We start from the raw sequence: 15002 nt of genomic DNA on the forward strand, positions 1-15002 counted from the left end.
GGGACGACAGCCGCGGACGCACAGCGTGGTGCTTCCGCTCCGGTCCGTCACTGCCTGCGAAGGTGGACAGCGTGAAGGCAATCCGTCGATTCACCGTGCGTCCCGTCCTCCCCGACACCCTTCGACCCCTCGCCGACCTCGCCGCCAACCTGCGCTGGTCCTGGCACGAGCCCACGCGGGCGCTCTTCGCGTCCCTCGCGCCCGAGGGCCTCACCGGCGCCGACCCCGTCCGGGTCCTCGGCGCCCTCGAAGCGCCCCGGCTCGCCGCGCTCGCCGCCGACCGGGAGTTCCTGGCCCGGCTGCGCGCAGCCGCCGACGACCTCGACCAGTACCTGCACGCACCCCGCTGGTACCAGGGCCGGCCCGGCGACGCCCCCGCCGCCGTCGCCTACTTCTCGCCCGAGTTCGGCGTCGCCGCCGCCCTGCCCCAGTACTCCGGCGGGCTCGGCATCCTCGCCGGCGACCACCTCAAGTCCGCCAGCGACCTCGGCGTCCCGCTCATCGGCGTCGGCCTGCTCTACCGGCACGGCTACTTCCGGCAGTCCCTCGGCCGGGACGGCTGGCAGCAGGAGCAGTACCCCGTCCTCGACCCCGGCGAGCTGCCCGTCACCCTGCTCCGCGAGGCCGACGGCACCCCCGCCCGGATCACCCTCGCCCTGCCCGGCGGCCGCAGCCTCCACGCCCACCTGTGGATCGCCCGCGCCGGCCGCGTCCCGCTCCTCATGCTCGACTCCGACGTCGAGGAGAACGCCCCCGGCGAACGCAGCGTCACCGACCGGCTGTACGGCGGCGGCAGCGAGCACCGGCTCCTCCAGGAGATGCTCCTCGGCATCGGCGGCGTCCGCGCCGTCCGTACGTACACCCGGCTCACCGGCCACCCCGCCCCCGAGGTCTTCCACACCAACGAGGGCCACGCCGGCTTCCTCGGCCTCGAACGCGTCCGCGAACTCCAGGGCGAGGGCCTCGACTTCGACTCCGCCCTGGAGACCGTCCGGGCCGGGACCGTCTTCACCACCCACACCCCCGTCCCCGCCGGCATCGACCGCTTCGACCGGGCCCTCGTCGCCCGCCACCTCGGCGAGGACGGCGCCCTCCCCGGCGTCGACCTCGGCCGCATCCTCGCCCTCGGCGACGAGACCCGCCTCGGCGGCGAACCCGGCGTCTTCAACATGGCCGCCATGGGCCTGCGCCTCGCCCAGCGCGCCAACGGCGTCTCCACCCTCCACGGCGCCGTCAGCCGCTCCATGTTCGCCGGACTCTGGCCGGACTTCGACGCCGACGAGGTGCCCATCACCTCCATCACCAACGGCGTCCACGCCCCCACCTGGGTCGCCCCCGAGGTCGGCCGGCTCTCCCCGGACGCGAGCGACCGGGAGCTGTGGGAGCTGCGCCGCACCCTGCGCGAACGGCTCGTGACCGACGTACGGGAGCGGCTGCGGGCCTCCTGGCGGCAGCGCGGCGCGGCCGCCGCCGAACTCGGCTGGACCGAGACCGTCCTCGACCCCGACGTCCTCACCATCGGCTTCGCCCGCCGCGTCCCCTCGTACAAGCGGCTCACCCTCATGCTCCGCGACAAGGACCGGCTGCGGGCCCTCCTCCTCCACCCCGAGCGGCCCGTGCAGCTCGTCGTCGCCGGCAAGGCCCACCCCGCCGACGACGGCGGGAAACGGCTCGTGCAGGAACTCGTCCGGTTCGCCGACGACCCCCGGGTCCGGCACCGCATCGTCTTCCTGCCCGACTACGGCATGGAGATGGCCCGCGGCCTCTACCCCGGCTGCGACGTCTGGCTCAACAACCCCCTGCGCCCCCTGGAGGCCTGCGGTACGAGCGGCATGAAGGCCGCGCTCAACGGCTGCCTCAACCTGTCCGTCCTCGACGGCTGGTGGGACGAGTGGTACGAGCCCGACTTCGGCTGGGCCATCCCCACTGCCGACGGCGCGGCCGCCGCCGACGAGGACCGCCGCGACGACCTGGAGGCCGCCGCCCTCTACGAGCTCATCGAGCGCCGGGTCGCCCCCCGCTTCTACGACCGCGGCCCCGACGGGGTGCCGTCCGGCTGGACGGCCATGGTCCGGCGGACCCTCGCCGACCTCGGCCCCAAGGTGCTCGCCGACCGGATGGTCCGCGCGTACGTCGAGCAGCTGTACGTGCCCGCCGCCGGCTCCCGCCGGGCCCTCACCCCGGACCGGGCGCGGGACCTCGCCGCCTGGAAGGCCCGGGTCAGGGCGGCCTGGCCCTCGGTGGCCGTCGACCACGTGGAGATCGGCGACGACCTCGCGGAGGCCGACGCCGACGCCGAGCTCGGTGCCACGCCCGTCGTCCGGGTCCGGGTCGCGCTCGGCGGCCTCTCACCCGACGACGTCGAGGTGCAGGCCGTCACCGGGCGCGTCGACGCCGACGACACCCTCACCGCCACCCGCACCGTCACCCTCAAGCCGGCGGGCGGCCCCGACCTGGAGGGACGGCAGCCCTACGCCGGCACCCTGGAGCTCGACCGCACCGGTTCCTTCGGCTGCACCGTCCGCGTCCTGCCCGCCCATCCGCTGCTCGCCCATCCGGCCGAGCTCGGCCTCGCGGCGGTGCCGTCGGGGACTACGGGGGAGGGGGCGGGGGTGTTGCTTCGGTAGTCGGTAGCGGTGCCCTGGACGCGCGGGAGCCCGGAGGGAACATTCCCTCCGGGCTCCCGCTCCCGTGCGGCTTGAGCGCCTAGGCGCTCAGGCGCTTACGGGAAGGTCAGCTTGAAGCTGTTGATGTAACCGGTGTCCGCGCCCGCCTTGTCCTGGACGCGGAGCTTCCAGGCGCCGTTCGCGACCTCCGTGGAGGCGTTCACGTAGAACGTCTGCTGGATGTTGTCGGCGCTGCCGCCGGCCCGGTTGCTCAGGTTGTAGACCGAGCCGTCGGGGGCGACGAGGTCGACCACGAGGTCACCGGACCAGGTGTGGACGATGTCCACGCCGACGGCCAGGTTGCTCGGCGCGTTGCCGGTGATGCCGGTGACGTTGACCGTCGAGGTGACCGCGGCACCCGGGTAGTCCGGGATGGCCACGTCGGTGTCGTTCGTGAAGACCGTGCCGCCGGGGGTGCCGCCGCCGGAGCGCGGACCCACGTTGATCGCGGCGAAGGCGTCCTGGACGGCCGCGACCTCGGGGCTGCTCGCGCCGTAGAGGTCGGTGGCCGCGGCGATGGCACCCGTGCGGGCGCCCGCGTAGTTGGTCGAGGAGCTGAACTTGGTCGTCAGCGCCTTGAACCAGATCAGGCGGGCCTTGTCGATGCCTATGCCGGTGACCGGCAGGCCGTCGGAGGTCGGCGAGTCGTAGCTCACGCCGTTGACGACCTTGGCGCCGCTGCCCTCGGAGAGCAGGTAGAAGAGGTGGTTCGCCGGGCCCGAGGAGTAGTGGACGTCGATGTTGCCGATGCCCGAGTACCACGAGTCCTTGGACGAGCCGTCCTTGCTCGGCTTGTCCATGTAGCGCAGCGGGGTGCCGTTGCCGCGGATGTCGATCTTCTCGCCGACGAGGTAGTCGCCCTTGTCGGTGGGGTTGTTGGCGTAGAACTCGACCGCCGCCGCGAAGATGTCCGAGGTGGCCTCGTTGAGGCCGCCGGACTCGCCGCTGTAGATCAGGCCGGCCGTGTTGGAGGTGACGCCGTGCGTCATCTCGTGCGCGGCCACGTCGATCGACGTGAGCGGGTGGGTGTTGCTGGTGCCGTCTCCGTACGTCATGCAGAAGCAGGAGTCGTCCCAGAACGCGTTCACGTAGGCGTTGCCGTAGTGGACGCGGGAGTACGCGCCGACGCCGTCACCGCGGATGCCGGAGCGGCCGTGGACGTTCTTGTAGTAGTCCCACGTGAGCGCGGCACCGTAGTGCGCGTCCGCGCCCGCGGTCTCCTTGTTGGTGGCCAGGCCGTTGCCCCACGTGTCCGTGGTGTTGGTGAACAGCGTCCCGGTGCCCGACGTACCGCCGTTGAGGTTGTACGTCTTGTGGTTGCCGCGGGTGGTGTCCGTCAGCGAGTACGAGGGCGCGGTGCCGAGGGTGACCTGGCCGCTGTACATCGTGTTGCCGATGCCGGTCTCGATGCCCTGCCACTCGAACAGCTTCGCGCCGGACTTGGCGTCCGTGATGACGTGCAGCTGGTTCGGGGTGCCGTCGTGCTGGAGGCCGCCGACGACGGTCTCGTACGCGAGGACGGGCGCGCCCTGGGCCATCCACACGACCTTGCGCGGGGCGCGGTCGGCGGCGGTCTTCTTCGAGCCGTCCGCGGCGGCGAGGCCGAGGGCCTGCTTCTCGGCGGCGGCCGGGGCGACGGTGGCGGCGAGGTCGACGTTCTTGAGCTCGGCGCGGTTCGCCTTGATGACCCCGGTCGTGGCGCCGGCCTTGGACTCGTCGACGATCAGGTCGCCGCCGAGGACGGGCAGCCCGGCGTAGGTGCGCTCGTAGCGCGTGTGGGTCGTGCCGTCGCGGTCCTGGACCACGTCCTTGACGGCCAGCTTCTCCTGGGCGCCGAGGCCGAGGGACTTGGCCGTGGTGGCCTTGTCCGCGTCCGCCGCCTTGATCAGCGCGGCGCGCTGGGCGGGGGAGAGGTCGGCCGGGAGCTTGCCCGGGTTGACCTTGCCGAGGGAGTGTCCCGCGGCGGGGGCGGCGGTCCCGAAGGTGCCGGCGGAGGCGGTGCCGGACTGGACGCCGAGGGTGAGCATGGCGGCGGCAGCGATCAGAGCGCCGGTCGCGGTGGCACGACGGCTGGGCGTGGATCTCACGCAGACTCCTTATGCGAGGGGGGTACCGGCGGGCTTGGGTGAGTCCGTCCGGGCGGTGCAAGGAGAGCTGTGGAGCGGGTACTTCTGCTTGTGACGCGGGACCCGTCCGGGTAGAACCCGATCGGGTGACGCGGTGAACTTTGGTGCGAAGAACCGGGGAGAGAGTGACAGAACTGACGGGTACCTGTCAGGAGTGCATCGGGAAGTTGGCCGGAAACCGTCCGGTGCCCGAATGTCTGTGTTCGTTAACCGGACGTTTCGGTGATCAGGGTCGCTGTGTTGTTTTGTGTTCTGTTGAGGGCGGATTCGCCGTCGGGGGCACGGGTGGCGGCGTGGCGGAGGGGGTGCGGGGCGGTCGGCGGCGTCGTGTCGCGCCGTGGCTCATTTCGTTCCCTCCGGTGCGGCGGCGGTGAGGTCGTGGGTGGGGCGTGGGGGGCGTTCCGGGAGTCGCGTTCGGGACTGCATGATTTACGGCGCCGGGGCGCCACAAATCACGCTTTACGTCCCGAACGCGACTCCCTCCACGCCCCCCACTCCTGTCCGTCGGCCGTCAGCCCACCAGGCTGTCCCGCCACGCCTGGTGCAGGCTCGCGTAGTGGCCCTCGTCCTTCACGAGTGCGGAGGGGTGGCCGTCTTCGATGATGCGGCCCCGTTCCATGACCAGGACTCGGTCCGCCACTTCTACCGTGGAGAGGCGGTGGGCGATCACTACTGCCGTACGGCCTGCCAGGACCGTGTCCATCGCTCGTTGCACCGCTCGTTCGCCCGGCACGTCCAGTGAGCTCGTCGCCTCGTCCAGGATCAGGACCGCGGGGTCCGCCAGGAGGGCGCGGGCGAAGGCCACCAGTTGGCGCTGGCCGGCCGAGATGCGGCCGCCTCTCTTGCGGACGTCCGTGTCGTAGCCCTCGGGGAGTCCGGTGATGAACTCGTGTGCTCCGATTGCTTTTGCCGCTTGCTCGATTTCCGTGCGCGTCGCGTCCGGGCGGCCGATCGCTATGTTCTCGGCCACCGTGCCGGAGAAGAGGAACGCCTCCTGGGTGACCATGACTACTCCGCGGCGGAGGTTCGGTGTCGTCAGGTCGCGGAGGTCCACGCCGTCCAGGAGGACTTGGCCGTCCGTCGGGTCGTAGAAGCGGGCCAGGAGCTTGGCCAGGGTTGATTTGCCCGCGCCTGTCGCGCCTACCACCGCCAGTGTTTGGCCTGCGGGGATCTTCAGGTCGAAGCTCGGGAGGACCTCGCCTCCTGTTCGGTAGGCGAATCTGACGTTTTTGAATTCGATCTCCCTGCCCGGTTCGGCGGGGCGGGTGGGGAGTTCTCGGGGGTTCTTCGTCTCCGGGACGCCCGGGGCCTGGGCCAGGAGGCCGGCGATCTTGGTGAGGGACGCCGCTGCCGACTCGTACGAGTTCAGGAACATGCCCAGGCGGTCGATCGGGTCGTACAGGCGGCGCATGTAGAGGACCGCCGCCGCCAGTACGCCCAGTTCCAGTGTTCCGGCGGCGACTCTGTACGCGCCCCAGAGGCACATGCCGGCTATCGCCGTGTTCGCCACCAGGCGGGAGCCCACGACGTAGCGGGCCATTTCGAGGAGGGCGTCGCCGTTGCTGCGTTCGTGGCGGTGGTTGAGCGCCGCGAACTCGGCGTCGTTGGCCCGTTCCCGGCGGAACGCGCGGACCGGGCGGATGCCGTTCATCGTCTCCGCGAACTTCACGATCACGCCCGCGATGGCCGTGGAGCGCTCCGCGTACACCTCGCCCGCTCGCCGTTGGTAGACGCGGATCAGCCAGGAGAGGGGGACGAAGCTCGCTACTGCCACCGCTCCTATGCCCCAGTCCAGGTAGAGGAGGACCAGGGAGATCGAGAGGAAGGAGAGGACCACGCCGATCAGTTCCTGCAGGCCCTCCTGGAGCAGTTCGCGGAGTGACTCGACGTCCGTGGTCGAGCGGGAGATCAGGCGGCCCGATGTGTACCGCTCGTGGAAGTCGACGCTGAGCACCTGTGCGTGGCGGAAGATCCGGCCCCGCAGGTCGAGCAGCGCGTCCTGGTTGATCCGGGCCGCTCCTCGGACGAACGCGTACTGGAGGACGCCCGACAGGGCCGCGCAGAGCAGGTAGCCCGTCGCCACGGCGATGACCGGGCCGTGGTCTCCCGCGCGGAACGCCGGGACCGCCCGGTCGATCGCGTACGCGACGAGCAGCGGGCCCGCCTGCAGCGCCGCCTCCCTGACGAGGAGGATCAGCGCCGCGATCACGACCCGCGTCCGGTGGGCGGCCAGGAGGGAGCGGAGCAGGGCGCCCGTCGCTCCCGGCGGCGCGGGCAGGTCGTCGCGGTCGAAGGGGTCCGAGGGCGGTTCGGATTCTGGGGCTTGCTGTGTTTCCCGTGTCTTTTCCGTCATCTGGTCTTCCCCTCGCCCGTCATCAGCCAGGCGTATTCGGCGCTGGTGCGCAGCAGTTCCTGGTGGGTGCCTACGGCCGCGATCCGGCCCTGCGAGAGCAGCGCGACGCGGTCGGCGAGCATCACCGTCGACGGGCGGTGCGCCACCACCAGGGCCGTCGTCTCCCGGAGGACCTCCCGCAGGGCCGCCTCGACCCGGGCCTCCGTGTGGACGTCGAGGGCCGAGAGCGGGTCGTCCAGGACCAGGAACCTGGGCCTGCCGACCACCGCGCGGGCCAGGGCCAGGCGCTGTCGCTGGCCGCCGGAGAGGCTGAGGCCCTGCTCGCCGACCTGTGTCGCCGTGCCGTCCGGCAGCCGATCGACGAAGTCGTCCGCCTGGGCGACGCCCAGTGCGCGGCGCAGTTCGGGGTCGCCTCCTTCCTCTACGCCCATCAGGACGTTCTCGCCGACGCTCGCCGAGAACAGCGTCGGCTCCTCGAACGCCATCGAGACGAGGGAGCGGAGCCTCTCCCGTTCCATGAGGGCGATGTCCTCGCCGTCCAGGAGGATGCGGCCCGTCGTCGCCTCGTGCAGGCGCGGTACGAGGGCCGTGAGGGTCGTCTTGCCGGAGCCCGTGCCGCCGACCAGAGCCAGGGTCTCGCCGGGGCGGATGTGGAGGTCGATGCCGTCCAGGACGGGGGCTGTCCCCTCGGGGGCGTCCGGGTAGCGGAACGTGACGCCTTCGAAGTGGACCCCTTCGGAGGTGGCGGTGGGTGGGGTGTGGGTGGTGGTGTTTCTTTCTTCGTCGGCGTCCATCACCTCGAAGTACCGTTCCGTCGCCGTCGCCGCCTCCTGGCTCATCGCCAGGAGGAAGCCGATCGACTCCACCGGCCAGCGCAGCGCCAGGGCCGTCGACAGGAACGCGACCAGGGTGCCCGCCGACAGGTTCCCGTCGGCGACCTGCACCGTGCCGAGCACGAGCGCGGTTCCGATGGCCAGTTCCGGTACGGCGGTGATGACCGCCCAGATGACCGCGAGCAGCCGCGACTTGGCCAGTTCCGTGCCGCGGAGCTGTCCGGCGAGGTCGTGGAACGCCTTCGCCTGGCTGCGGTGCCGGCCGAAGCCCTTCACGATCCGGATGCCCAGGACGCTCTCCTCGACCACGGTGGTGAGGTCGCCCACCTGGTCCTGGGACCTGCGGGCCACCACCCCGTACCGGCCCTCGAAGAGGTTGATGACGATCATCAGGGGGATCACCGGCGTCAGCAGTACGAGGCCGAGCGTCCAGTCCTGGGCCAGGAGGAGGACGTAACCGGCGAGGATGGTTACTGCGTTGACCAGGAGGAAGGTCAGCGGGAAGGCCAGGAACATCCGGACCAGCATCAGGTCCGTCGTCCCGCGCGAGAGCAGCTGCCCGGACGCCCACCGGTCGTGGAAGGCGATCGGGAGCCGCTGGAGTCTGCCGTACAGGTCGGCGCGCATCCTGGCCTCCACGCCGGCCAGCGGGCGCGCCACCAGCCAGCGGCGGAAGCCGAACAGGACGGCCTCGGTCATGCCCAGGAGCAGGAGGTAGAGAGCTCCGAGCCAGACGCCCCCGGGGTCGCCGTTCGCGACGGGGCCGTCCACCAGCCACTTGAGGACCAGGGGGATCACCAGGGACAGGCAGGAGGCGACGATCGCGACGAACGCGGCCGTGAACAGCCGGGACCGCACGGGCCGTACATAGGGCCAGAGACGGAGCAGGACGCGGACCGTCGAGCGGTCGGAGGGCGGGGTGTCTGGGTTCTCGGGCATCAGGTGCGACCCTACGGTTCGCCACTGACACGTCTCATCCGGTTTTCCGGCCGGGTCGTACCGCGGCATCAGCCGATCGGTTGATGCCGGGTCGAGCGCGATGGCCGATGGTCGGTGTTCCGCGCCTTCGACAGGCTGAGGGCATGACAGCGATCGAGGTGCGGGGACTGCACAAGACGTATGGCGGCCGGAAGGTCGTCGACGGGGTGTCGTTCGAGGTCGGCGAGGGGGAGATCTTCGGGATCCTCGGCCCCAACGGCGCCGGCAAGACGACCACCGTGGAGTGTGTCGAGGGACTGCGGACCCCCGACGAGGGGTGGGTGCGCGTGTGCGGGTACGACCCCGCCACCCAGCGCGACGAGGTCACCCGGGTCCTGGGCGTGCAGCTCCAGCAGAGCGAGCTCCAGGCCAAGCTGACAGTCCGCGAGGCGCTCGACCTGTACGCCTCCTTCCACGAGCGGCCCGCCGACCGGCGCGCGCTCGCCGAGCGCCTCGGGCTAGACCCGCATCTGCGGACCCGGTTCGGGAAGCTGTCCGGCGGGCAGCAGCAGCGGCTGTTCATCGCCCTCGCCCTCCTGGGCGACCCGCGGGTCGTCGTCCTCGACGAGCTCACCACCGGACTCGACCCGCGGGCACGGCGGGAGGTGTGGGCGCTCGTCGAGTCCCTCCGGGACTCCGGGGTGACCGTGCTGCTCGTCACCCATTTCATGGAGGAGGCGCAGCGGCTCTGCGACCGGATCGCCGTCCTCGACCGGGGGCGGATCGCCGCGCTCGACACCCCCGGCGGGCTGATCGGCCGCGCCTCGGCCGCCAAGGAGATCTCCTTCGACGCGCGGACCCCGGTCGACCCGGCCTCGCTGCGGTTCCTGCCCGGTGTCGTCTCCGTCCGGACGGCCGAGGGCCGGACCGTCGTCGGCGGCACCGACGAGACCGTCACCGCCTTCGTCTCCCTCCTCGCCCGCGAGGGCGTCACGGCCGGCCAGCTCCGGGTCGTCGACGCCACCCTCGACGACGCCTACCTCGACCTGACGGGAACCGACCTGTGATGAACCCCTCTGTCGCCGTTCTGCGTGCCGAGACGCGCCTTTTCACCCGCGAACCCGGCGCCCTGTTCTGGGTGATGCTCTCGCCGACCCTGCTGCTCGTCATCCTCGGCGGCTTCGTCCCGTCCTTCCGGGAGGCCTCCGCGGAGCTCGGCGGGCGACGCGTGATCGACCTGTACGTGCCGGTCGCCGTCCTGTTCGCCCTGATCATGGCCGGGATCCAGGCGATGCCGCCCGTCCTGTCCGGCTACCGCGAGCGCGGCATCCTCCGCCGGATGTCCACCACCCCCGTCCGGCCCGGGGCGCTGCTCACGGCTCAGCTCGTGCTGCACGCCGCGGCCGCGCTCGTCTCCGCGTCGCTCGTGCTCGTGGTGGGGCGGATCGCCTTCGACGTCGCCCTGCCGGAGAACTTCGCGGGGTATCTCCTGGCGCTGCTGCTCGCCATCGCCTCCGGGCTCGCGCTCGGCTCCGCGGTGTGCGCGGTCTCCCGGACGCAGAAGATCGCCACCGCCGTCGGCTCCGCCGTCTTCTTCCCGACGATGTTCACGGCCGGCGTCTGGGTGCCCGTCCAGGCCATGCCGGATACCCTGCAGCGGATCGTGGGGCTCACCCCGCTCGGCGCCGCGTCCCAGGCCCTCGACTCGGCGGCCTCGGGCGGCTGGCCCGGCTGGACGGCGCTCGGGGTGATGGCCCTGTGGACGGCCGTGCTGACCGGCGCCGCGGTGCGCTGGTTCCGCTGGGAGTGAGAGGGGGCGGCGGGGTGCCCATCACCGTCGAGGAGCGCTGGCGGCAGTTCTTCCGCTGGGGACCGTACGGACTGCTCGCCGTGGCCTGCGTCATCGCCGGGGCGTCGGCGGACCTGTTCATGGGCGGTACGGGGATGCTGGCGGCCGGTCTGCTCGTGGTGGCCGTGCTGAGCCTCCAGACGGTGTGGGACCTGCGCTGCCGCCGGGTCGTCGCCGCCGAGGGCTGGGGGCCCGAGACGCCGGAGGGCGGACCGGTGCTCGTACCGGCGGCTCCCGGGACCGCCTCCGCCGCCTACTTCGTCCTGCGCACCGGGCTCGCCTTCGCCCTGACCTGGCTCAACCCCTTCTTCGCGATCTACGCCTGCGTCGGCTACTTCGACGCCGACCACCTGCTGCCCCGCCGGTTCTCCCGCGCCGGGCTCCTCGTCACCGCCGTCACCATGGCCGGCTCCCAGTCCGGCGGTCTGCCGCCCGCCTCCCTCGTGCAGTGGCTCGCCTTCGGCGGTCTCCTCGCCCTCAACGGCGCGCTCTCCCTCGGCTTCGCCCACCTCGCCGGGAAGGACGCCGAGAAGGCCGCCGAGCGGGCCGCCACCATCGCCGAACTCGGGCGGGCCAACAGCCGCCTCGAACAGGCCCTCGCCGAGAACTCCGCCCTCCAGGCCCAGCTCCTCCTCCAGGCCCGGGAGGCCGGGGTCGCCGACGAGCGGCGCCGGCTCGCCGCCGAGATCCACGACACCCTCGCGCAGGGCCTCACCGGGATCGTCACCCAGCTCCAGGCCGCGTCCGCCGCGCCCGGCCCGGAGCACGCCGAGGCGCACCTGCGGCGGGCCGCGGACCTCGCCCGGCACAGCCTCGGCGAGGCCCGGCGCTCCGTGCGGAACCTCGGCCCGGTGGCCCTGGAGCACGACGGCCTCCCGGAGGCCCTCCGCAAGACGGTCGCCGAGTGGGCCGAACGGACCGGTGTCGACGCCCGGTTCACCGTGACCGGCACCGAGGCCCCGCTCCACGACGAGGTCGCCGCCACCCTGCTGCGGATCGCCCAGGAGGCCCTGTCGAACGCCGCCCGCCACTCCGGGGCCGGGCGGGCCGGCGTCACCCTCTCCTACATGGGCGACGAGATCACCCTGGACGTACGGGACGACGGCCACGGCTTCGACCCGCTCGCCCGGGCCGAACGGCGTGGCGACGGCGGCGGGTTCGGACTCGACGGCATGCGGGCCCGTGCGGAGCGCCTCGCCGGCACGGTCACCGTCGAGACGGCGCCGGGCGAGGGCACGGCGATCTCCGCTCGCGTACCGTTGGGCGCGCCATGACAGAGATCACGCTTCTGATCGTCGACGACCATCCCGTCGTACGGGACGGCCTGCGCGGCATGTTCGCCGCCGAGGGCTCCGGCTTCCGCGTCCTCGGCGAGGCCCCCGACGGTGTCCGGGGCGTCGAACTCGCCCTGGAACTCGACCCCGACGTCGTCCTCATGGACCTGCGCATGCCCGGTGGCGGCGGCGTGGACGCCATCGCCGAGCTCACCCGGCGCGGGGCCCGCTCCCGGGTCCTCGTCCTCACCACGTACGACACGGACACCGACACCCTCCCGGCGATCGAGGCCGGAGCCACCGGCTACCTCCTCAAGGACGCGCCCCGCGAGGAGCTGTTCGCGGCCGTACGGGCGGCCGCGTCGGGCCGTACGGTCCTCTCGCCGACCGTCGCCTCCCGCCTGGTCACGGCCGTCCGCGCGCCCGCGGCCGACAGCGCCCTCTCCGCCCGTGAGGGCGAGATCCTCGCGCTCGTCGCGAAGGGCACGGCGAACCGGGCCATCGCCGCGGAGCTGTTCATCAGCGAGGCGACGGTCAAGACCCACCTCACCCACATCTACGCGAAGCTGGGCGTGAAGGACCGCGCGGCGGCGGTCGCGACGGGCTACGACCGGGGGATCCTGGGCGGCGCCTGACGGCACGTCACTCGCGGACCCGTAGCAGCACCGTCGAGCGTGCCCCCACCGGAAGCGTGGCGCCGCCCTGGTGGAGCGTGCCCGGAGGCGCCGACTGGTCCGCGCGGGCCGTGTCCACCAGGAGTTCGTACGTCGTCGCCCACGGCGCGCCCGGGAGGCGGAAGTCCAGCGGGCGGGCGCCGGCATGGAGGACGGCGAGGAAGCTGTCGTCGGTGATCTGCTCGCCCCGCTCGTCCCGGCCGGGAATGTCGCGGCCCGACAGATAGAGCCCGAGCGTGGCCGTGGGCGCGTACCAGTCCCGTTCCGTCATCTCCGTGCCCTCGGCGGTGAACCAGGCGAGGTCCCGCAGCCCGTCCGCGCCCTGCGGCCGCCCGGAGAAGAAGGCGCGGCGGCGGAGGACCGGGTGGCGGTGGCGGAGGGCGAGGAGCCGGCGGGTGAGGGCCAGGAGGTCCGCCCGGCCGGGGTCCTCCACGAGGGTCCAGTCCAGCCAGCCGAGTGCGTTGTCCTGGCAGTACGCGTTGTTGTTGCCGCCCTGCGTGCGGCCCGTCTCGTCGCCGGCGACGAGCATCGGGACCCCGGTGGACAGGAGGAGCGTGGTGAGGAGGTTGCGCTGCTGACGGAGCCGGAGGGCGTTGACCGCGGGGTCGTCCGTCTCTCCCTCCGTCCCGCAGTTCCAGGAGCGGTTGTCGTGGGTGCCGTCCCGGTTGCCCTCGCCGTTGGCCTCGTTGTGCTTGCGTTCGTACGTGACGAGGTCGCGGAGGGTGAAGCCGTCGTGCGCGGTGACGAAGTTGACCGAGGCGTACGGGCGCCGCCCGCCCCAGGCGTACAGGTCGCTGGAGCCGGAGAGCCGGTAGCCGAGGTCCCGCACGTCGGGCAGCGCCCCGCGCCAGAAGTCCCGTACGGCGTCCCGGTAGCGGTCGTTCCACTCGGTCCAGAGCGGAGGGAAGGCGCCCACCTGGTAGCCGCCGTTCCCCACGTCCCAGGGCTCCGCGATGAGCTTCACCCTCCTCAGGACCGGGTCCTGGGCGATGACCGCGAGGAACGGGGAGAGCATGTCGACGTCGTGGAAGGAGCGGGCCAGAGCCGCCGCCAGGTCGAAGCGGAAGCCGTCGACGCCCATCTCCGTCACCCAGTACCGCAGGGAGTCGGTGATGAGGCGGAGGACCTGCGGCTGCACGACGTGCAGCGTGTTCCCGCAGCCCGTGTAGTCGGCGTACCGGCGGGCGTCGGACTGCAGACGGTAGTAGCCGCGGTTGTCGATGCCCTTCAAGGACAGGGTGGGGCCCAGCTCGCCCGCTTCCGCCGTGTGGTTGTAGACGACGTCGAGGATGACCTCGATCCCGGCCGCGTGCAGGGCCCGCACCATCCGCTTGAACTCGCCGACCTGCTGCCCGGTCGTCCCCGAGGACGAGTAGCCGGCGTGCGGCGCGAAGTAGCCGATCGAGTTGTAGCCCCAGTAGTTGCGCAGGCCGCGCCGGAGGAGGTGGTCCTCGTGGGCGAACTGGTGGACCGGCAGGAGTTCGACCGCCGTCACCCCGAGGCGTACGAGGTGGTCGATCGCGGCCGGGTGGGCCAGCCCCGCGTACGTGCCCCGCAGCTGCTCCGGGACGCCGGGGTGCAGCTTCGTGAAGCCCTTCACGTGCAGCTCGTAGATGACCGAGTCCTGCCAGGGCGTCTTGGGCCTGCGGTCGTCGGACCAGTCGTCGTCGTCATGGACGACGACCCCCTTCGGGACGTACGGGGCGGAGTCCCGCTCGTCGCGGACGGTGTCGGCCACGTGCTGCTGGGGCCAGTCCCGGACGTGTCCGTACGCCTCCGGGGGCAGCGCCCCGAACTCGCCGTCGACGGCCCTCGCGTACGGGTCGAGGAGCAGCTTCGCCGGGTTCCAGCGGGCGCCCGTCCACGGGTCCCAGCGGCCGTGCACCCGGTAGCCGTACCGCTGTCCAGGACCGACGCCCGGCACGAAGCCGTGCCAGATCTCGTGCGTCAGCTCCGTCAGCGGGAGCCGGGTCTCCGTCCCGCCGGCGTCGAAGAGGCACAGCTCCACGGCCTCCGCCCCGCCCGCCCACAGGGCGAAGTTGGTGCCCGTCACCTCGCCGGGCCCGACCCGGCAGCGGGCCCCGAGCGGCGTCGGCGCCCCCGGCCACACCGGTGGCCCGGCCCGCTCCGGGGCATGCTCGGACACCGCCTCCTGCTCGGCTGCGCTCGTCACCGTCCCGGCCTCCCGCGGCTCGTCGGGCCCGCACCCGGAGGAGCGGCGGCGTCCCGGCCGTCGCTCCCGCGCGTGGTCCTCCCCCTGTTCTGCCCGCACGGCCGTCCTCCCAACATGACCCGCACGCACGTTTCCC

General features: G+C 72.4%; 9 protein-coding genes. 5 read left to right on the forward strand and 4 right to left on the reverse strand.

Going from position 1 to position 15002, the window contains the following annotated elements; translation table 11 throughout:
• Positions 1–71: 71 nt before the first annotated feature.
• On the forward strand, positions 72–2627 hold the full coding sequence (glgP, locus tag ACZ7HT_RS32890) for an alpha-glucan family phosphorylase (RefSeq protein ID WP_471172698.1): 2556 nt from the start codon (positions 72–74) through the stop codon (positions 2625–2627).
• Between the two features lie 95 nt (positions 2628–2722).
• Here glgP and ACZ7HT_RS32895 read toward each other — a convergent pair whose 3' ends face one another.
• The 3 genes from ACZ7HT_RS32895 to ACZ7HT_RS32905 all read right to left on the reverse strand — a co-directional run bounded on the left by ACZ7HT_RS32895 (position 2723) and on the right by ACZ7HT_RS32905 (position 8917).
• Complete coding sequence (locus ACZ7HT_RS32895) at positions 2723–4753, reverse strand: M4 family metallopeptidase (protein ID WP_471172699.1); 2031 nt, start codon at positions 4751–4753, stop codon at positions 2723–2725.
• Positions 4754–5303: 550 nt separating this feature from the next.
• Entirely contained in the window at positions 5304–7145 is a 1842-nt protein-coding gene (locus ACZ7HT_RS32900) for an ABC transporter ATP-binding protein (RefSeq protein ID WP_471172700.1), read from the reverse strand.
• A complete protein-coding gene (locus ACZ7HT_RS32905) occupies positions 7142–8917 on the reverse strand; it encodes an ABC transporter ATP-binding protein (protein ID WP_471172703.1) in 1776 nt (591 codons plus the stop codon). Before ACZ7HT_RS32905 ends, ACZ7HT_RS32900 begins: the two co-directional genes overlap by 4 nt.
• A gap of 143 nt (positions 8918–9060) precedes the next feature.
• On the opposite strand from ACZ7HT_RS32905, the gene ACZ7HT_RS32910 reads away from it, so the two are divergent.
• From ACZ7HT_RS32910 to ACZ7HT_RS32925, 4 genes are read left to right on the forward strand one after another with little or no spacing between them, the layout of a single operon-like run.
• Positions 9061–9963: an ABC transporter ATP-binding protein gene (locus ACZ7HT_RS32910; RefSeq protein WP_471172707.1), complete on the forward strand. Its 903-nt coding sequence runs from the start codon at positions 9061–9063 to the stop codon at positions 9961–9963.
• The gene (locus tag ACZ7HT_RS32915; RefSeq protein WP_471172709.1) at positions 9963–10706 is read left to right on the forward strand and encodes an ABC transporter permease; all 744 of its coding nucleotides are present in this window, start codon (positions 9963–9965) and stop codon (positions 10704–10706) included. Before ACZ7HT_RS32910 ends, ACZ7HT_RS32915 begins: the two co-directional genes overlap by 1 nt.
• 14 nt (positions 10707–10720) lie before the next feature.
• Entirely contained in the window at positions 10721–12019 is a 1299-nt protein-coding gene (locus ACZ7HT_RS32920) for a sensor histidine kinase (RefSeq protein ID WP_471172711.1), read from the forward strand.
• Positions 12016–12654, forward strand: a complete 639-nt coding sequence (locus tag ACZ7HT_RS32925; protein ID WP_471172714.1) for a response regulator — start codon at positions 12016–12018, stop codon at positions 12652–12654. The genes ACZ7HT_RS32920 and ACZ7HT_RS32925 overlap by 4 nt, the downstream gene beginning before the upstream one ends.
• 7 nt (positions 12655–12661) lie before the next feature.
• On the opposite strand, the gene glgX is transcribed toward ACZ7HT_RS32925, so the two are convergent.
• Complete coding sequence (glgX, locus tag ACZ7HT_RS32930) at positions 12662–14866, reverse strand: glycogen debranching protein GlgX (RefSeq protein ID WP_471172717.1); 2205 nt, start codon at positions 14864–14866, stop codon at positions 12662–12664.
• Positions 14867–15002: the final 136 nt, after the last annotated feature.

It is taken from the genome of Streptomyces sp. NPDC037410, from assembly GCF_055602235.1.